A 19,274-nucleotide genomic window follows, 5' to 3' on the forward strand; every position below is an offset into this window, starting at 1 on the left:
GGCCAATTTGGCCCGTCCCACAATTTTTAGCTATTTGAGCCCGAATTGGGCTTTTGAGGTTAACTCTCCATTCTGGAAGGTGGCCGTCATATTGGAACCGTCAGGGTTTTTCCAGGTATAGATGACGGTTTTGTATTCGCCCACTTCGCTTTGAGATTGCTCTTCCCCCTCAAATCCTATCACCTTGACCACTTCGTCATAGCTCATTCCATTTTTGACCTGCTCATACTTTTCCTTTGTAATCTCACGATCTTCCGATTTTGATGGCTTGTCCGCTTCCTTATCTTTATCTTTGTTTTCATCCGTTGAGGATTGGGAAGGAGATTCAGCAACGGGGTCCTTTTCCGTCTCCATTCCTCCAAATGCAGCAAAGCAAGCACCAACGATCAATATAAGGCCGATAACACTTCCACATCCCAAAAGTACCTTTTTCACAAATATGTACTCCTTTCTTTTTCAAAAAATGGTTCTCTACAAGATGAAATTCTTGGTTATAGAATACTTTCCCTTCTTTTTGATTCAAAAAAACACATATTATAGTTTTATTCAAAATTTATCCATTCAAAGGGTGAGAAATTTGTTCAGACGTTTTCCTCTTGGGTTGTAGATCCAGCAAAGTGTTTCCGATTGGAAGTTCGCAAAACAGGAAGGCAAGACCTGTACTGATGGAGGCCAACAGCACCCCTCCGATGAGATCCAGATACCAGTGAATCCCCAGGTAAAGAATCGCAAACAGAATGATGCCAGCAGACAGGATACTGATCCTTCCCAGCATTCGGTTCCGGGATCGAAAAGCAATGGCAGCCATTGTAATGGAAATGGATGTGTGCAAACTGGGAAAGGAGTTATCCAATCCAGAGAAATGACGGTATTGTTCTTCAAAATTTGGATAGACTTCAGGAATCAGAAAGCGGATATCTGGATGGCTGTACCATGCTTCCTGTACCGGTGAAAACAAAAAAAATGGAATAGCCAAAAAGTAGTTGAAACTGATCCCATAGATCAGGGCATACCAGGAACGAAAATCTCTTTCATAATGATAGATAAAAAGAGCGGAAAACATAAGCACACTGAAAACAATCACATAAAAATAGGTTGTGAAATAGGTCAGGGTAGGATGAAGGAAGAACTGCTGGATCAAGGGAGTGATTTTCTCTTCATACAGCTGGATATACGGAGTCCAATCCGTCGTATTTGATTTAAGGAAAGGTTCCAGCATAATTTCCAGCTTGTTAATGATAAGGATGGACAGGCATCCCAAAAGATGAAACAGCATCAGACGGTTGCTTCCCAACTCACGGATCGAGGTTGTGACCACTGTCAAAGGATTTTTCCGCAGACAGCAGGCGAGAATAGCGATGAATGTGACTACTCCCGTAACCAGAATGGCAGCGGTGGATTGGAACACGGCCTACACTCCTTGATGAATGTTCGATTTAACAAAAGAAATGCTTCGGTTGCAGAAGAAACCGAAGCGGATTTCCTTCCGAGGTAAATATTCCCACGAATGCCGTGTCATAAAACCTGAATGATTAGCGAACTCCTGTGTTCACCCCGAATACTCCCCCAAGGGAACCTAAACTTGTTGCACAGATGGTAAAGAGAAACGGTTGGACCCGTATGGTGGCGTCAAAAGCCAAAAAACCGATGATCAACACAATGAGGACATACAGAATACCCGTTATCCCCCCATATAACCATCCTTTCTCTTTGGCTTTTCGTCCGGCTACCCAACCACCGAAAAACAGAGCCGTTCCGTTAATGCCATAAGAAAAGTATGGAAGTGAAGCTTCTTCCACTCCGGTAAAACGAAGAAGAAGCGCTGTGATGACGGAACCTGCCAAAACCGTTCCCAGAACGATGGTGATCCCGGTGAGGAGGGGGGAATGCCACAGAGGGCGAGCCGATTCGCCCATGCCAGACTGCTTCATTTGCGCACCTCCCGGCGGTGTTTGTACATGGTTATGAGCACGTCTCCTTGTTTATGCCGACCGCCGGGAGAAATGAACACGAATTTGAAAGTACTGCATGATTAACCTTAATTTAACATATATAAATGGAATTTTCTATACTTTGTCTTCAAATCAATGTTTTCCGTATCGTACCTTTTTAAGAATGTCTACAGTGGAGTGAACAAATTTGTGAAAGGATCAACGTGGCAAGAATGGAGAGAGCCAACGCCCGATATAGGGAATGCGTTTGACATCATCCTTTTTTAGGAGGGACAGAAAAACCAAGAATCCCAGATAAACAATGAAGCTGCTTGACAAAGCCAGAAGAATGCGAAGGATTGCTTCCCCCTCCGTATGGAGCATCACCCAATGGGCAACAGCTCCCATTCCGACAACGGCCACCATTAATTTGATGAAATCGCCGCCCATAAGCGTAAAGGAAATATATCGGATCACACTGATAAAGTGAAAAACGGTAACGATGACAATACCGCAATTGATGGCGATGACGACGCCATCGATTCCCAATGTGGGTCGGGAGCCTAGGATAAAAATCAGAGCGGTTTTAATAACTGCACCAAAGATAGAATTTCGCATGGCATCCTTCGCTTTATCCAATCCCTGAAGAACGGCGGACAATGGTCCCTGAAGGTAAAGGAAAACGGCAAAGGGTGCCATAATCTGAAGCAATCGGGAGACGGATGTATTGTGATACAACAAATCGGTGAGTGGAAGTGCCAATACAAAAAGGACTGCGGCACAGGGACCACCTACGACGAGAGCGAGTCGCATAGCTTGGTTGAGGCGGTGTTCTACCATACGGTACTGTTTTTTGGCAGCAGCTTCCGATATGGCCGGAACCAGGGAAGTGGACAGGGCATAGGTGATAAATGCCGGAAAAAAAAGAAGGGGGATCGCCATGCCCTCCAGTTGGCCATACATCGCTGTGGAAGCGGCAACTGAGATTCCAGCGAGAGCGAGGCTTTGGGAAACGACAATCGGTTCAACAGCATAGGAAAGGGAGCCTACCATTCGGCTGGCGGTCACCGGAAAGGCGATCCGTATCAAACGGGCCATGGTGGTACGGAAACGCCTCCATTGTTTCAGATGGAGTGCTTCGCCCGGATGGAACCGAATGGGAGGACGCTTGGGATCCTTTTTATAGGAGTGGAGCAAATACAGCATTCCCGCAAATTCACCGATGACCACCCCAACCATGGCGCCCGCCGCAGCATATTCCACTCCGAAAGGATACAGATAACGAGCCAACAGGAGAACGGTGAAGATGCGCACAATCTGTTCTATGACCTGGGAGAAGGCGTAGGGGCTCATATGTTGCCGACCTTGAAAGTATCCTCGAAAGATTGAAGAAATGGCCACAATCGGAAGAATCGGAGCAATTCCGATCAGGGAATAGACAGCCCGCTCATCTGTCAGAAGTGTTCGAGCGATGACGGGAGCGGTAACCAGAATCAGAAGGGTGAAAAAAAGGCTGGAAATGGTGACGATCAGAACAGAGACAATCAAGATGGATCGGATACGCTGTTCATCTTTTTTCGCTTCCGCTTCAGATACCAGCTTTGAGATGGCTACCGGGAGCCCAAATGTGGTAAGTCCAATGAAAAATATAAGAATGGGAAAAGCCATTTGGAATAACCCCATTCCTTCATCTCCGATGAGACGGGACAGAGCGATTCGATAGACAAACCCCAATACTTTGGTGATAAATCCTGCGCCAACCAATACGAGGGTACCGTGTATAAATGTTTGCTTAGTCAAACCAGGCCCCTTCTTTCCTCTCAGATTGATACAAGCTTATGCCTGTACCCCCTAAGAAGATGACTGCAAGAAGTCCGGGGACTTTTGCTGAAGTTGCGCAATTTTTCTTGCTGTTCGCCTGTTACCGCCATATAATGAACCGTGAGGGGAAAATTTTATCAAAAAACATGGTCGAATAAACACAGGAGTCTCTGTGGAGATTGGACAAGCTGGAAAAATCGTCAGAAGCTGAACAAAAAGGGGGAGAAGCGATTGGCCAGGAAAAATTTGCGGGCGGTTAACAGCAGGCGGCAACAGTCTGTGGAATTGCTGAGCGAATCGGAATTGATGAAATGCATCGAAGACTTGTGCAACAGCAAGGCAGAGGAATTCCGACATTATGGTTATGAAAATGTGACCGGAGAGCAAGTATGGGCCTGTGTATCCGAAAACTATCGCAGGGGTTGGCCCCGTTTAAACCGGTTGGTGAATGATATTATGTCGCTGAAAGCGACACGATTTATGAACTGGTTAATGCTTAGCGTCTACAAAGATGGATCGGGCGACAAAAGATAAACGCCCGCTTTTCTTTGTCATTATCCATAAATTGACACGGTCCATCTGACTTGGGATAATAGGAGAGGTTGTCTATATAGAGAAGGAGGAGCGTCAGCATGAGGGTTCAAAAGGGAAAAATCGTGATCTTTTCCCTTCTGGTGATCGCTATTCTGGCTACGGTGGCTCTAACTGGGCAACAGGTGGCCAAGAATATCACTCTGGGGTTGGACTTGCAGGGTGGCTTTGAAGTCCTTTACCAGGCTAAGCCGGAAAATGGGCAGAAAATCACGCCAAAAGTGTTAAATGATACCGCCCAGGCCTTAAATCGACGGATTGATGTCCTGGGAGTGACAGAACCGCAAATTTCGGTGGAAGGAACGGATCGAATCCGGGTGCAACTGGCTGGAGTGAAAAACCAGGATAAAGCGAGAGAGGTTCTGGGCAAGCCAGCCAAGCTTACGTTTCGGACACCGGATGGAAAAGACGTGCTCTTGGACGGAAAGGATTTGAAAGAAGGCGCGGCCAAACAGGATATTGGCGACCGAGGGCAACCCATTGTCACTGTAGAGTTTAAAAACGCCGACAAATTTGCAAAGACGACAAAAAAATATTTGGGTAAACCCATGCCGATCTATCTGGACGATCAGGAGATTTCTGCTCCTGTGATCAACAGTGTCATTTCCAATGGAGAAGCCATGATTGAAGGTGGATTTACCACCGAGGAAGCCAAGGAATTTGCAGAACTGTTAAATGCCGGTTCGCTGCCTGTGGATCTGAAGGAGATACATAGTTTTGCGGTGGATTCCGCCCTGGGGAAAGAATCCCTGATGAAGAGCATGGAAGCCGGACTGTACGGGATCTTGATCATTTTTATCTTTATGATCGGCTTTTATCGGATGCCAGGTTTGGTGGCGGTCGTTACCTTGGTCAGTTATCTGTATCTGGTTTTGCTTACATTCTCTCTGTTACAGGTAACGCTCACCTTACCTGGGATCGCTGCCTTGATTCTGGGGGTTGGAATGGCAGTGGACGCCAATATTATTATGTATGAACGGATCAAAGAAGAAATCCGCTATGGAAAAAGTATTCCATCAGCGCTTCGTTCTGGTTCCCGCCGATCCTTCCTGACCATTTTTGATGCCAATATCACCACCATTATTGCGGCAGCTGTGCTGTTTTACTTTGGAACATCCAGTGTTCGAGGTTTCTCCGTTTCACTCATTACCGGGATCGTAATCAGCTTTTTTACGGCAGTAGCGCTTTCCCGAATACTGATGACATTACTGGTTCGATCGAACATGCTTCGGCGTCCCGGATGGTTTGGTGTAAAGGAGAGTGAGATCGGTGAACTTTAACCTGGATTTTGTCGGACGACGCAAGCTTTTTCTGATCATTTCCGCTGTCATCCTGGGAGTGGGCATTCTGTCACTTCTGCTCCAAGGGCTGAATCTGGGCGTAGATTTTGTCAGCGGAACCCGTGTGGATATAAAAATATATAAGCCTTATTCATTGGAGGAAGCGAAAGACCATCTGGAGGAAATGGGCTATAAGAGCCCGGATGCCCGAAAGGCTGGCGAAAACAATGAGCGGTTGATTTTTCGAACCAGTCAGGTGCTGTCACCAGATGAAGTGGATGATATCGAAAAAACTTTCCGTGATGCTTATGGAAAGCAGGTACGGGTCAATGAACAGAAAGTGGACCCGATTATCGGTCGGGAGTTGGCCAGAAATGCCTTTATCTCCGTCTTGATCGCTTCTGTAGGGATTATTCTCTATGTAACCCTTCGCTTTGAATATCGGTTTGCCATCGCGGCAGTGCTGGCTCTGTTCCATGATGCCTTGTTTGTGATTGGGATATTTTCACTGTTTCAATGGGAAGTGGATCTGGTTTTCATCGCTGCGGTATTGACGATTGTCGGTTATTCGGTGAATGATACCATTGTGATCTTTGACCGTATTTGGGAGAGCATGAGTTTTGACAATCCCAAGACGTGGGAGGATCTGAAGCAAACAGTAAACGGCAGTTTGCAACGCACCTTGGTTCGCTCATTAAACACATCGCTGACGGTGGTCTTTGCCGCGCTCACCCTGTTTATCTTTGGCGGGGAAAGTATTCGATATTTCTCTTTGGCATTGTTACTGGGGTTATTGTCAGGAACCTATTCTTCCGTATTCGTTGCCAGCCAGATCTGGGTGGGATGGAAGTGGCGTTCCATGCAAAAGTCAACGTTAAAAGCACAGTCTGCCGAATAGAATGTGTCTAGAGAAAAAGCCACGGGGATCTCCGTGGCTTCATCTTTGGAGGCCGATAGGATGAATGAGGAACGGATGCGTCAAGCGGAAACCGGGGCATGGGTGGGGATTATCGGGAATTTCATTTTAGCCCTGTTAAAAGGAATTGTTGGAGTGATTGCCGATAGCCGGGCTCTGGTGGCGGATGCCGTACACTCTGCTTCAGATGTGATCGGATCGCTGGCGGTTTTAATCGGAGTCCGGGTGGCCAGAACCCCTCCGGATGAGGATCATCCTTATGGGCACGGAAAGGCGGAAACGATCGCCGCGATTATTGTGTCGGTTCTCTTGGGGGCGGTTGGAGCTGAAATCGGTTATGGTTCCTTTGAGGCCCTGTTTCAACCGGCTGTTTCCCCAGGCATCCTGGCTGTGGTTGCGGCACTGGTTTCCATGCTGGCCAAGGAAGGCATGTTTCAATACAAATATCGTCTGGGAAAAAAGATTGGGAGTCAGGCAATTATTGCAAATGCCTGGGAACATCGCTCCGATGTATATTCTTCTCTGGCTGCATTGATTGGAATCGGTGGCGCGATCCTGGGAGGGAAATTGGATATTCCGCTTTTGATTTATCTGGACCCGGTGGCAGGGATTTTGGTATCCATTTTGGTTTTACGGATGGCATACCAATTGGCCAAGGAATCGATTCATAATACCTTGGATCATGTCCTTCATGAAGAGGATGCACAGGAGTTGGTGGAGACCGTTGCCGGGGTAAAGGGGGTCCTTCGGGTGGATGAGCTTCGGGCGAGGGAGCATGGATTTTATGTGATTGTCGATGTGAAAGTGGCTGTAGACCCCAAGATTACCGTGGAAGAAGGGCACCGGGTGGGAAAACGTGTGAAATCCACCCTGATCGACCGTTTTTCCCATGTTTCCGATGTTATGGTTCATATTAATCCTTACAATCCAAAATAAATCAGGATCGAAGGAAGTGAAGATGGATGAAAACTTCACTTCCTTTTTTCTGGACACGTCTTTGGTGTGCTATAATGAAAGGCGGTAAGCGAGGTGAACCACCGGATGCTTCGATCAAAAACCCGTTGGAAGCCGGTCGAAGCAGATGCATCACGGGTTCAAAAACTGGTGGATGAGTTGGGTGTTTATCCACTTACAGCCCGTCTTCTGGTGAATCGGGGATTAACCGAGCCGGATCAAGCCCGGCGTTTTTTGTACGTCAGTGAAAAAGACTTTCACGATCCCTTTTTGATGGATGGAATGCAGAAGGCAGTTGAACGAATTCGGGATGCTCTGGATCGGCAGGAAAAAATACTGATTTATGGGGATTATGATGCAGACGGCGTCAGCAGTACCAGTTTAATGATGAAAGTATTCCAAAGTCTTGATGCCGATGTTGACTATTACATACCCAACCGTTTTACCGAAGGATACGGCTTGAATGAGAAAGCGCTGGAAAAAGCGAAGGAAAGGGGGGTTCAACTGGTTGTTTCCGTTGATACAGGGATCAGCGCTGTGAATGAGGCCAAACGGGCCAAAGAGCTGAATCTGGATCTGATTATTACGGATCATCACGAACCGCCGGAGCATCTACCCGATGCGTTTGCGGTCATTAATCCCAAAAAGCCAGGATGTTCCTATCCCTATGATCAACTGGCAGGGGTAGGGGTTGCCTTGAAGCTGGCTCAGGCATTGTTGGACCGTTTGCCGGAGGAAGTGCTGGATATCGCGGCGTTGGGAACGATTGCCGATCTGGTTCCTTTAATGGATGAAAATCGCGTCATTGCATCTCTTGGACTGATACAGATGAATCAGCGATTGAATGTGGGTCTCTCTGCTTTAATGGACGTTTCAGGTGTGAGTCAGGAAGTGGGAGCCGGTCATGTGGGCTTTTCGCTCGCCCCTCGAATCAACGCCAGTGGACGGCTGGACACCGCTGCGACTGCTGTGGAGCTTCTGTTGACGACTGATCCGAAGAAAGCTCGTTCCATTGCGGAGGAACTGGATCGGATGAATCGCGAACGGCAAAAACTGGTGGAAGAAATCGCTCAAGAAGCTTGTGCCATGGTGGAGTCTGAACCGGAAAAGCATCAACGGTTTATTTTGGTCGCTGCTCCTGGATGGAATGTGGGGGTCATTGGTATTGTGGCCTCCCGGCTGGTAGAAAAATATTACCGCCCGACCATTGTATTGGGAATGGATGAGGAAAGTGGAATAGCGAAGGGATCAGCCCGAAGTATTGCCGGTTTGGATATCTACCGAGCCTTAACAGCTTGTTCCGATTTGCTCCCTCACTTTGGTGGACATGAGATGGCAGCGGGCATGTCCTTACCACAGGAAGATCTTCCAGAGCTTCATAGAAGGTTGGATCGCATTGCGGGAGAATGGCTTCAAGAGGAGGACTATATCCCTTTATCCCAGGTGGAAGCGGATCTTAGCCTTTCGGAAGTGGATATCCCTTTGATTGAGGAATTGGATCGCCTGGCTCCTTATGGAGAAGGAAACCGCACACCACGATTTCGCTTAAAAAAAGCAGAGCTGTCCCGATTGCAGCGGATCGGCAGAGAGAAAAGCCATATGAAGCTGGCTGTGACGGATGGGAATCATTCGCTGGAGGCTGTCGGATTTGGGATGGGGGAGTTGGCAGATGAGATTGCACCGTTATCCCAATTGGAAATTGTGGGAGAGCTTTCAATCAATGAATGGAACAATCGCCGATTGCCCCAGTTGATGATTCGGGATCTTTCTGTTCCCCATCTGCAAGTGTTTGACTGGAGAAGTAATCGAGATCAATCAGATGGCTTTCGCCGTTTGGCAAAACGGACGGAATCCCTTTTTATGATTGGAGAAAAAAAGAACTACCCTTGGTTGTCGCAGGGACGGGCGGTTGCATGGGAGAGGTTGGAACAAGAGATGGTAGCGGAGTTTTCCGAGCCGGTACGGTATTTGATTCTCGTGGATCTACCTCCATCCATGCAGGTCTTTCAAAACCTCCTGCGCAACCTTCCAGATTTGGAACGTCTGTATTTCGCTTTTGGCGATGCGGAATTGGACGGCACGTTATCGCGAACCCCAGACCGGGAACAATTTAAACAGTTGTATGCTTATCTTTTGCAAAAAAAGAAACTTCGCATATCCTTTGACAGGAAAAGGTTGGCACGATGGACAGGATTGTCTCCACAATGGATTTCCTTTATGATTCAAGTGTTTGAAGAACTGGAGTTTGTACGGGTGTCCGGAGATCAGATGGAAGTGGTCTCACGCCCGGCAAAACGCCCATTGACGGAATCTCCGCTGTTTTGTAAGCAACAGGAGCGGGAACAGGTGCAACATGCTCTTGTATATTCTTCTTATCGTGATCTTTGCCATATGATCACTTCACTTCGTTCCAGTGATCCAAATGGAGGAGGAGCAGATGATGGACTTCAAAGAAAAGATTCGGGTGATTGAAGATTTTCCGCAAGCGGGAGTTCGATTTAAGGATATTACAACCCTTTTGAAGGATGGGAGAGCGTTTCGTGCCGCGATTGATCAAATGGCTAAGCATCTGAAAGATAAACACGTTGATTTGGTGATCGGGCCCGAAGCCCGCGGGTTTGTTGTGGGAACTCCCTTGGCGTATGCGCTGGGAGTTGGATTCATTCCCGTTCGCAAAGCGGGGAAATTGCCGGCGGAAACCGTGGAAACCGGTTATAGCCTGGAATACGGTAAGGACAGACTGGCTATCCACAAGGACGCGATTCAGCCGGGCCAACGCGTAGTGATTGTGGATGATCTGTTGGCCACAGGGGGCACGGTGAATGCTACGCTCAACCTGTTGGAGCAATTGCAGGCGGATGTGGTTGGTGCCGCATTTGTCGTCGAACTCACTTATCTAAACGGAAGAGAAAAACTTCCTGATCTGGATATCTATACATTGGTGCAATATTAGGATTAACCACCACAAATGCCCATTTCTTTGATCAGAGGTGGGCGTTTATTCGTTTTGGCGGAAACAAGGCAGGTTTGCGAAGGATGATGTCGAAAACCATAAATAAATGGTTTCATTGGACTGGAGAGTGATGATTCATGAATCGAAGAATTCCTCCCAAACTGAAGCCGGGAGATGAAATTCGGGTGATTGCACCATCCCGCAGCATGGGGATCATCGCTCCGGATTTACGGGAAGTGGCTACTAGAAAGCTGGAGGATGTGGGCTTGTCTGTCACTTTCGCCCGTCATGCGGAAGAAATGGATCGGATGCGTTCTTCTTCTGTAGCTTCCCGGTTGGAAGACTTGCATGAAGCTTTTTTTGATCCAAACGTTAAAGGGATTTTGACGGTTATTGGCGGCTATAACAGCAACCAATTATTAAAAGGGCTGGATTATAAAAGAATCCAAAACCATCTCAAAGTTTTGTGTGGGTATTCCGATATTACTGCTCTGCAACACGCCATTTTTGCTCAAACGGGTTTGGTAACGTACAGTGGCCCCCACTTTTCCAGCTTTGCAATGAAAAAAGGGTTTCAGTACACCCTGGAATATTTCCGTAAATGTCTCCTGGAACAAGAGCCATATACAGTGGAAGCTTCTCCTGTATGGAGTGATGATGCCTGGTTCAGAGATCAGGAAAAGCGAACATTTATAGCGAATGAGGGTTGGGTTCCCATATCTTCTGGAACCACTGAAGGCCGGATACTGGGCGGGAACTTGTCTACCCTGGTTTTATTGCATGGAACTGAGTATATGCCTTCTTTGGACGGGGCACTTCTTTTGCTTGAAGATGATGAAGAAGTTCATCCACAGATGTTTGACCGCTATTTACAATCCCTTCTGCACCAACCCGGTTTTGAAGGGGTGAGGGGACTGGTGGTCGGGCGGTTTCAACAAAAGAGTCGGATGACACAGGAAGCACTGCGCTTTATTCTAAAAAGTAAACCGGAACTTGCAAAGATTCCTGTAGTCACGAACCTCGACTTTGGTCACACAACGCCCTTCTTTACCTTTCCTGTCGGTGGTTGGGCTCGTCTGACTGTGGAAAAGGATCGAACAGAACTCATGATTTTGGAACATTAATATGCAGAGGAGGAATGACTGGATGGATGCCAAAGACATTCCGCCTGTTGTACAAATCGTCGGCTATTCCCAAACCAGGAAAACCACCTTGCTCTCCCGGTGTGTTTCACAGCTGTCTCAAGAAGGGTGGAGAGTGGGTACCATCAAGCGACATGCGGGGACATTGGAAATGGATGAGCAGGGAAAGGATACGTGGAGGCACCGGGAGGCAGGGGCCAATCAAGTGGCCATCACCTCTGATAACCAGACGGTGTTGATTGTTCCACGTTCCCTGCAACTGGATGAACTGATCGCCTATTATCGGGAAATGGATGTTGTCTTGGTTGAAGGATTTAAACGTGCTTCGTATCCCAAACTGCTGATGGTTGGAGAAAAAGGTCATCTGTCGTTGATTCGGGAATTGTCCAATGTACGGGGGATTGTCAGTCACAAGAGAATCACGGGAACAGGATTGCCATCGTATTTACGGGACGATGTGCATGGAATCACCGAAGCGGTGAAACAGATCGTAGAAACAGACGGTTAAGACTCCATATGGCTTGTTGTATGGGGTCTGACTAGGTAGTATAAGAAAAAATTCGAGTTGCGAATATTCGCCCTCTGATGTAAGATGATTTTGAGTTTTGTTACAATGGAAATGGAAGCGTTTGCGAGGGATATACAGGAAAGGGAGGAATGTTCAACGTGCCCTTTTATCATCGATTGGGGAAAATTCCACATAAACGGCATACGCAATTTCGGAAAGAAGATGGTTCTCTGTTTCGGGAAGAGGTGATGGGGACCAAAGGCTTTTCTGGAATCCAGTCCATTCTGTATCATCATCATCCACCGACCCAAGTGAGTCAGGTGAAAACGATTCGGAATTGGCGACCGGAGCTGGAAGAAAGGGAGGCCAACCGGTATCGTCACCTTTTGGCTGCCGATTTGCCGAAACAGGGGGATCTCATTGATGGACGCGTGCATTTGTTGGTCAATGAAGATGTGGCGATTGCTCTGGTTTGTCCGACTGAGCCGATGGAATATTTTTTTCGCAACAGTGATGGGGATGAAGTTCTCTTTGTTCATGAAGGAACAGGAGAGTTCCAATCCGTCTTTGGCAGCATGTCCTATCGGCCGGGAGACTATATCGTTATTCCCGTGGGGACCACCTATCGCCTGAAGATGGATGAGGGTCCGCAGAAGTTTCTGGTCATTGAGAGTTCAGGGGAGATTACTCCACCAAAGCGGTACAGGAATGAGTTTGGTCAATTGATGGAGCACAGTCCGTACTGTGAGCGGGATATCCGGGTGCCGGAAACGTTGGATACATTCCTGGAGGATGGGGCATTTGAAATTCGGGTAAAGGCTCACGGTCAACTGGACGCATACACCTATAACTTCCACCCGTTTGATGTTGTAGGATGGGATGGGTATCTCTATCCATGGATCTTTAATGTGGAGGATTTTGAACCGATTACCGGGCGAATCCATCAGCCGCCGCCTGTGCATCAAACCTTTTCCGGTCCCAATTTCGTTGTCTGTTCCTTTGTTCCCCGTCTCTATGATTATCATCCTGAGGCGATTCCGGCTCCCTATTGGCACAGCAACGTAAACAGTGATGAAGTGTTATACTATGTGAAAGGGAACTTTATGAGCCGCAAAGGCGTTCGGGAAGGCTCCATCACCCTTCATCCCAGCGGTCTTCCCCATGGCCCCCATCCGGGAAAAGTGGAAGCCAGCATTGGAAAGCAGGGAACAGAGGAATTGGCAGTCATGATTGATACGTTCCGCCCGTTGCATGTAACCAAGGCGGCGAAAGAGGTGGAAGATCCGGATTATACTTACAGTTGGTTGCCGTAATCTAAACAGAGATTGAAAGGGGATCATCCGCATGCAGATTGACCCAAAAAAACAGATGAAGAAAGAAAACTACAAACTGTTGATTGGCAGTGTTCTTCCCAGACCCATCGCTTTTGTCTCTTCCATGAACGAACAGGGAACGGTGAATGCGGCACCTTTTAGCTTTTATAATGTGGTCAGTGTGGACCCTCCAATGCTTTCCGTTACGGTGAATCGAAAACCGGATGGAACACGCAAGGATACAGCTCGCAACATTCTGGAGACGAAAGAATTTGTGGTTCATGTGGTGGATACGGATAATGTGGAGAAAGTGAATCAGTGTGCCACCGATTTCCCGGCGGAGATCAGCGAGCCGGAGGCAGTCGGTCTGGATCTGGTTCCCAGTCAAAAGATAAGCGTTCCAAGGATTGCTCAGTCCAAAATTCAGATGGAGTGTCGCTTTCATACGGTGTTGTCTGTAGGTGGTACCGAGGAAAAACCCAACGCTGATCTGATGATTGGAGAGGTTGTATTATTCCACATTCAGGATGATCTTTATGAAAAGGGTCGAATTCATACAGATAAGTTGAATCCGGTAGGGCGTTTGGCCGGATTGGCTTACGGAAAAGTGGGTGAGACATTTTCCATGTCCCGCCCCAGTTATGAGGAATGGAAACAGCAAAGGAAATCATGAATAACTGTAAAAAATGGTTCCCTGTCCTGTAAAGACGGGGAACCATTTTTGATGTTGCAATTGACTTGCTGTTGTCACAGCAGTAACCAGGCCAACAGTGTTCCCACACTGCTGTACAATAATGCGAAACCGATATTCCAACGGGTGATCCGATAAGGGCTCTCTCCGGTCAGTTGGCTCATCATGGCGACTGTTGTATTGTAGGTACCGGATGCATCACTGGCTATGTTGGCGGTTAAGAGCATGATCGCCAAACTGAGGGGGTTGATTGTATCCAAGAGGGGTTGAATCAAGACGCCCTGCACTCCGAGAGCAACCAAAGGATGGATTCCGACCAAAGCCAGCAACACGGAAGAGAGTTGAATGCACAGAAAAAGGAAGAGCGGTGCTTTCCCCAGTGAGAGAAGTGGTTCTTGTAACAGATCCAATGCCGCTGTATGTTCGATTGTCCGGTTAAAAAAGCTGAGGGAAAGAAAAAGCAAAGCGAGATTCTTTAATTCCGGGACTTGCTTTTTCCATGCAAGAAAGCTGTATCTCCAATAGCGTCTTGCTCTTTGTATGAAGCCTGCCCAAATCAGACAGAAAGGCAGGATCAGCAGGGTGATAGCGGTAAAAAAGTCAATGCTGAGCCTGTTGGAAAGGGAAGTGGACAATAGGATCAAAAGGAACAGAGCGATCATCAACTGAAACAGCTTGCTCCAACGTACCGGTTCCGAAGCAGGCAATTCTACAGAGGATTTTAGTGAATGCCTTCGATATCGGATCGCGAAAAGCCAATCAACGGCCACCATCACGATGGAAAAAAGAAGGAGCCAAGGCAGACATTCAGGATAGGTGACTCCGGTCAAACTGGATACCATCACAATAAATACTTCGACTGGACTCCAGACAGTGGCTACGGAAAACGCCCGCAAGATGGATTCGCTGGCAAATCGGTTTCGAAGTGATTTCGGCAATTGTTTCAATTGCTTTCTCAGAATTCGATAAACCAACGGAATTGAAGCAAAAAAAAGAAAGATACAGAGGATATAGCTGACGAATGAGGTTCGTTGGTACAGCTTTGCCAGATGTTCTGTTCCGTTTTTCAACAGACGTCCGAGGTGCTGTTCATATTGCCCGACAATAATCAAGTTGTTAATCCAGGGTAACATGTACAAAAGGGAAAGCATCAACCCTGCGGAAGAAAAATAGCCTGGAATGGAAGACCATGAGGCTCCAGAGGAGATATTGATTCCCAGTCCCAATGTTAAAAATACCACACTGACGATTTGAAATGTCCGGGATGATCCTGGATAGGAAACGATCAGAGCGACAATCGCGACCCATCCGGTTACAAATGCTATGGTGTCGGATTGAATAAATAAGTTGCCAGTGTAAAGGAGTACAAATAATGTATAAAACCACCGACGCATCAAATCAATGGTGTGCATGTAACCAGGCTCCTTTGATCACGGAAGATAAACGGGGAGTGTTTCTTATGACGTCGCTAAATCCAAGAAAAATGCCTCCTCCTGCAACAGATCAGATGAGAGTCTGAAGTCAGGGGAGGAGTTCCGATGGGATCTTTCCTTGTTTGGATCATAAAAACATCTTAAACCAACCTTTTTTGTTTTGACAACCCGTGTGCCCTTCAACCGATCAACCCCCACTTGTATCCCAGAAGAGCGAAGAGAATTCCGACCGTATAGGTGATTCCCAAATATAGGATCATCTGAAGCCATTGCCGGTTTTTCCAATAGAGGCGTCCTTCCCAGTGAAGTGTGGAAAATGTGGTAAATGCACCCATAAAACCGGTTCCGGCGAACAAGAGAAAGCGACCGTTCCACCCCATGCCAAACATCCAGCCCAAAAGAAAAGACCCCAAAAGATTGACTGTAAGTGTTCCCCAAGGAAGAAACGTTGTTGTTCGATTTAGCCACTGACCCAGGAGAAAGCGGGTGATCGCTCCCAAGAAACCTCCCGCTGCCACACAAAGCATATCCATCAGCACTCTGTTTCCTCCTTTTGCAGACGAGCAAGGCGTGAGCCAACATGGACGAGCAAGAGTCCTCCGACAAGGCTGGTCAATATGTAGGTCCAAGCGGATATCCAGTGCCCATGTTGAAATAGGGCAAGCGTTTCCACACTAAAGGTGGAGAATGTGGTGAAAGAACCGATCAAACCGGTCCCGATTCCATCCTGGATCAAGGATGAACGGGGTGTATGGGTGTTCAACCACCCCAGAACCATACAGCCGATCCAGTTTGCGCATAAAGTGGCGGTGGGAAAAATAGCCTCTTCAGAAAAAAGAGCCACGCCTAGCCCATAACGAAAAAGGGACCCGATGATCCCTCCAATGCCAACAGAAAAGTACCTCATAAATGTCTCTCCTTTAAAAAGGGCCCCTCTTGGATGAGAGCCTTTTTTAGTTTAGGCAATTCGTGATTTTTACGCAACCTGAACAGCCAAACCGGAATTATATTTTTGAAAATAGCGAAAAAACCTTGTCATATCGGATGGAAGTGTGTATTATATAACAAAAGGATATAAATCGTTACTGTTATACTACAAACCGAGAGGTGAAGATGAATGGACAGCCGGAGGGATTTTCGCTATCGCGGTGTGTTTACCAAGGTTCCCGGAGATCCATCGCAATGGAGGAGATGGGAGGCGATGGGTCGGATGTGGGTTCGTGAATATTGTCGTCAAAACGGAGGACGTCAGCCCGCTGAAATGATTTGCAGAGATGGTGAAAAGATATTCCCTCGTTTCTTTCAGTTGCTTGCTCCTGGAGGAACTCTGATTTTTAACGGTTCTTTAGATGGTGTTCATTATACGTTTATGGGAAAGCGCGGCTTCCTCCCTTTTCATGAGGTATTAAAGAAGGCAAATCTATGTCGGGGGGAAAGCGTATTAGTTTATTACGGGAGTACAAGGCGGGAGAAAGTAGATGCTGTTGGAATGGATGCCATTGAGTCCGTGCTTAATCACGGCGGTATTCCAGTGATTGCGACAATGACAGATGAACAGCAACAATTTGTTACAAAGCGCTGGAAAGGGTTGATCGCCGGAGCAGTCAGTTTGGAGACCTTAAAGGATACCTGGGAAGGGTTTGATTGGCCTTCAGCTATGCCCTATCTACCCGATCCGCAACGCCGTTTTCAGGAGTGCCAAGAAGTGCTGAATCTGTTTCAACAGCGAACGGTAACACCCTTCCGAAAAGCGATCTTTGATCGGATTGGGATGGAAGAGCATCCGGGAAAGGGATTGGATATGGTTCTGGAGCGTGCGCAGCAGGATACGCTTGGAATCAGTCTGAATCTTGTTCGTCCAAGCACGGGAAGAGTGGTTTATGGGGAAGAGATGGCAGGACGCAGATACAGTTTTTATGCCCCACAAGTTTGGATGAACAAACGGCGGATTATCATGCCTACCGCTGCCATCGCTGGGGAGCCTCCCCAAGAACGGAACCGGAAGGGTAAAAAAGAAAATGCATCGTTGATCATGGAGGCGGAACAATTGGTTCGGAAACTGGAAGCAGTGGGCTCTGCTTAACATCATCATCATGAGGAGCTGCCTGAAATATGGGCGGCTTTTTATTTTGCAATGGATACAGATTTCTGCAAATTTTGCGGACATGGGCTGTTAAAATGATTGCGTCAGAATTAAAGGCTTTGTTGCCGGAATGGAGTGATATGGTGGATGGACAGCGATTCATTGGGGGTCAAAAGAGAAGCGGGGAACAAAGGATTCCAGGCTCAGACAAATACCGAAACGAATTTCGTGCTTTCTGGGTAGATGCTTTTCATGATGGTTTTAAAACACCGGAACAGGTGGGTCGATTAATAGAGAATGTGAAAAAATCCGGAGCCAATGCCGTGATTGTCCAAGTTCGCCGTCGGGGGGATGCTTATTTCAATAAAGCTTTGGAACCGCGAACAGAAGATCCCGATCTTGAACCGGGTTTTGATGTGTTGGATGATCTGTTGAAAAAGGCTCGTCATGAATCACCCCGAATAGAGGTTCATGCGTGGTTGGCGACGTTGCCGATTTGGAATCTGGATACACCACCAAAATCTCCGGATCATGTTTTTAATTGTCATGGTCCACATGCTGAAGGAAGGGATTACTGGTTGATGGATGATGTGGATGGAAATCATCGTGTCGGTGATAACTTTGTGCTGGACCCTGGACATCCGGATGTGTTGAACTATACGGTGGATCAATATATCAATGTGGTGAAACAGTATGATGTGGATGGAATTCATTTGGATCTGGTTCGGTATATGGGACAGGAGTGGGGATACAATCCCGTCAGTTTAACGCGCTTCCAAAAGGAAACCGGGGAAGTAAACAAGCCTGATCCGCAGGATGAACAGTGGATGAAGTGGCGGAGGGAACAGGTGTATTTTTTGATTCGGAACGTTTATCTGAAATCCGTCGCTCTTCGGTCAGATATCAAAGTTTCAGCCGCAGTGATCGCTTGGGGAAAAGGTCCGGAAAATAGGGAAGAATACCAATATTCCGCTCCTGTGACCCAAGTGATGCAAGATTGGGACCATTGGTTGCAGGAGGGGATGATAGATCTGGCGATTCCCATGAACTATAACCGGGAGCATGTTCCGGAACAAAGAGATTGGTATGATCGTTGGATCAGGTGGGAGAAAAATCATCAGTACAACCGACAGATTGCTGCCGGTCCGGGGATTTTTCTCAACGCTGTTGAAGGAAGCCTGGCGCAGATTTACCGTGCACAACAGTTGTCTTCTCAGGGAAATCGTTTGGCTGGGGTCAGTCTGTTCAGTTATGCTGTCACCAATAAAGACGGAATGGATCGTGAAGTTTTCCTTCGCATGTTAAAAGAATCCACCAACTATCCTGTTTTTTCCGAACCTGCTCTTCCACCCGAAATGCCATGGAAAGACAGGCCTCGCAAAGGGTTTCTTATGGGTTTTGTTGTGGATGGGGATGGACAGCCGATGGATGGGGTTTGGGTAAAACTGCGAAGAGGGAATTGTCGATTTAACGTGAAAACAGATGGGAGTGGTTTTTTTGGAAAAGCAGGGCTCTCTCCGGGTCTGTATACAGTGAAATTGGAAAAAAGGGGGAAATTTTGCCGCATCGATCTGGTTTGGATTTGGGCGGGCAAGGTATCGGAGATCAGGCTGAAATCGCTGTAGACGATTGGCCCTTGGAAAATGGAATTGATGAAG

Annotated in this window: 17 protein-coding genes and 1 pseudogene; 11 read left to right on the forward strand and 7 right to left on the reverse strand. The window is 47.3% G+C overall.

The annotated features are described in order from the left end of the window. Positions 1-30 precede the first annotated feature (30 nt). From FN782_RS01730 to spoVB, 4 genes are all read right to left on the reverse strand, one after another. Positions 31-435, reverse strand: coding sequence for a DUF3862 domain-containing protein (locus FN782_RS01730; RefSeq protein ID WP_142504038.1), 405 nt, complete (start codon positions 433-435; stop codon positions 31-33). 118 nt (positions 436-553) lie between these two features. Beyond that, on the reverse strand, positions 554-1,408 hold the full coding sequence (locus FN782_RS01735) for a phosphatase PAP2 family protein (RefSeq protein ID WP_142504039.1): 855 nt from the start codon (positions 1,406-1,408) through the stop codon (positions 554-556). Positions 1,409-1,532: 124 nt separating this feature from the next. Continuing rightward, positions 1,533-1,931 (reverse strand): TIGR04086 family membrane protein, encoded by a 399-nt coding sequence (locus tag FN782_RS01740; protein WP_142504040.1) that lies wholly within the window; start codon positions 1,929-1,931, stop codon positions 1,533-1,535. A 219-nt stretch (positions 1,932-2,150) separates the two neighbouring features. Further along, positions 2,151-3,731 (reverse strand): stage V sporulation protein B, encoded by a 1,581-nt coding sequence (spoVB, locus tag FN782_RS01745; RefSeq protein WP_142504041.1) that lies wholly within the window; start codon positions 3,729-3,731, stop codon positions 2,151-2,153. A 252-nt stretch (positions 3,732-3,983) separates the two neighbouring features. Here spoVB and FN782_RS01750 point away from each other — a divergent pair, with 252 nt between their 5' ends. The 9 genes and pseudogenes from FN782_RS01750 (at position 3,984) to FN782_RS01790 (ending at position 14,082) form a co-directional block, all read left to right on the forward strand. Then, complete coding sequence (locus tag FN782_RS01750; protein WP_246064810.1) at positions 3,984-4,286, forward strand: post-transcriptional regulator; 303 nt, start codon at positions 3,984-3,986, stop codon at positions 4,284-4,286. Positions 4,287-4,384: 98 nt separating this feature from the next. Beyond that, positions 4,385-6,521, forward strand: a pseudogene (gene secD / locus FN782_RS01755) (protein translocase subunit SecD). Between the two features lie 60 nt (positions 6,522-6,581). Further along, positions 6,582-7,475, forward strand: coding sequence for a cation diffusion facilitator family transporter (locus FN782_RS01760; protein ID WP_142504042.1), 894 nt, complete (start codon positions 6,582-6,584; stop codon positions 7,473-7,475). A gap of 105 nt (positions 7,476-7,580) precedes the next feature. After that, complete coding sequence (gene recJ / locus FN782_RS01765; protein WP_142504043.1) at positions 7,581-9,965, forward strand: single-stranded-DNA-specific exonuclease RecJ; 2,385 nt, start codon at positions 7,581-7,583, stop codon at positions 9,963-9,965. Then, entirely contained in the window at positions 9,934-10,446 is a 513-nt protein-coding gene (locus tag FN782_RS01770; protein WP_142504044.1) for an adenine phosphoribosyltransferase, read from the forward strand. Before recJ ends, FN782_RS01770 begins: the two co-directional genes overlap by 32 nt. A 137-nt stretch (positions 10,447-10,583) precedes the next feature. Then, positions 10,584-11,570: a S66 family peptidase gene (locus FN782_RS01775; RefSeq protein WP_142504045.1), complete on the forward strand. Its 987-nt coding sequence runs from the start codon at positions 10,584-10,586 to the stop codon at positions 11,568-11,570. Positions 11,571-11,592: 22 nt separating this feature from the next. After that, positions 11,593-12,096, forward strand: a complete 504-nt coding sequence (mobB, locus tag FN782_RS01780; protein WP_185955974.1) for a molybdopterin-guanine dinucleotide biosynthesis protein B — start codon at positions 11,593-11,595, stop codon at positions 12,094-12,096. Between the two features lie 158 nt (positions 12,097-12,254). Beyond that, entirely contained in the window at positions 12,255-13,409 is a 1,155-nt protein-coding gene (locus tag FN782_RS01785) for a homogentisate 1,2-dioxygenase (protein ID WP_142504047.1), read from the forward strand. 31 nt (positions 13,410-13,440) lie between these two features. After that, positions 13,441-14,082, forward strand: a complete 642-nt coding sequence (locus FN782_RS01790; protein ID WP_142504048.1) for a flavin reductase family protein — start codon at positions 13,441-13,443, stop codon at positions 14,080-14,082. Between the two features lie 74 nt (positions 14,083-14,156). On the opposite strand, the gene FN782_RS01795 is transcribed toward FN782_RS01790, so the two are convergent. The 3 genes from FN782_RS01795 to crcB form a co-directional block, all read right to left on the reverse strand. Beyond that, positions 14,157-15,512 carry a hypothetical protein gene (locus tag FN782_RS01795; protein WP_142504049.1) on the reverse strand — a complete coding sequence of 452 codons (1,356 nt, stop codon included), beginning with the start codon at positions 15,510-15,512 and terminating at the stop codon, positions 14,157-14,159. Positions 15,513-15,712: 200 nt separating this feature from the next. Next, positions 15,713-16,066 (reverse strand): CrcB family protein, encoded by a 354-nt coding sequence (locus FN782_RS01800; protein ID WP_142504302.1) that lies wholly within the window; start codon positions 16,064-16,066, stop codon positions 15,713-15,715. After that, positions 16,066-16,440, reverse strand: coding sequence for a fluoride efflux transporter CrcB (gene crcB / locus FN782_RS01805; protein WP_142504050.1), 375 nt, complete (start codon positions 16,438-16,440; stop codon positions 16,066-16,068). The genes FN782_RS01800 and crcB overlap by 1 nt, the downstream gene beginning before the upstream one ends. A gap of 210 nt (positions 16,441-16,650) precedes the next feature. Between crcB and FN782_RS01810 the strand changes: the two genes are divergently transcribed. Both FN782_RS01810 and FN782_RS01815 read left to right on the forward strand, forming a co-directional pair. After that, positions 16,651-17,616 (forward strand): hypothetical protein, encoded by a 966-nt coding sequence (locus FN782_RS01810; protein ID WP_142504051.1) that lies wholly within the window; start codon positions 16,651-16,653, stop codon positions 17,614-17,616. 29 nt (positions 17,617-17,645) lie between these two features. After that, positions 17,646-19,241 carry a family 10 glycosylhydrolase gene (locus FN782_RS01815; RefSeq protein ID WP_142504052.1) on the forward strand — a complete coding sequence of 532 codons (1,596 nt, stop codon included), beginning with the start codon at positions 17,646-17,648 and terminating at the stop codon, positions 19,239-19,241. Positions 19,242-19,274: the final 33 nt, after the last annotated feature.

This window comes from Melghirimyces algeriensis, assembly GCF_900182565.1.
GTDB classification, from domain to species: domain Bacteria; phylum Bacillota; class Bacilli; order Thermoactinomycetales; family DSM-45169; genus Melghirimyces; species Melghirimyces algeriensis.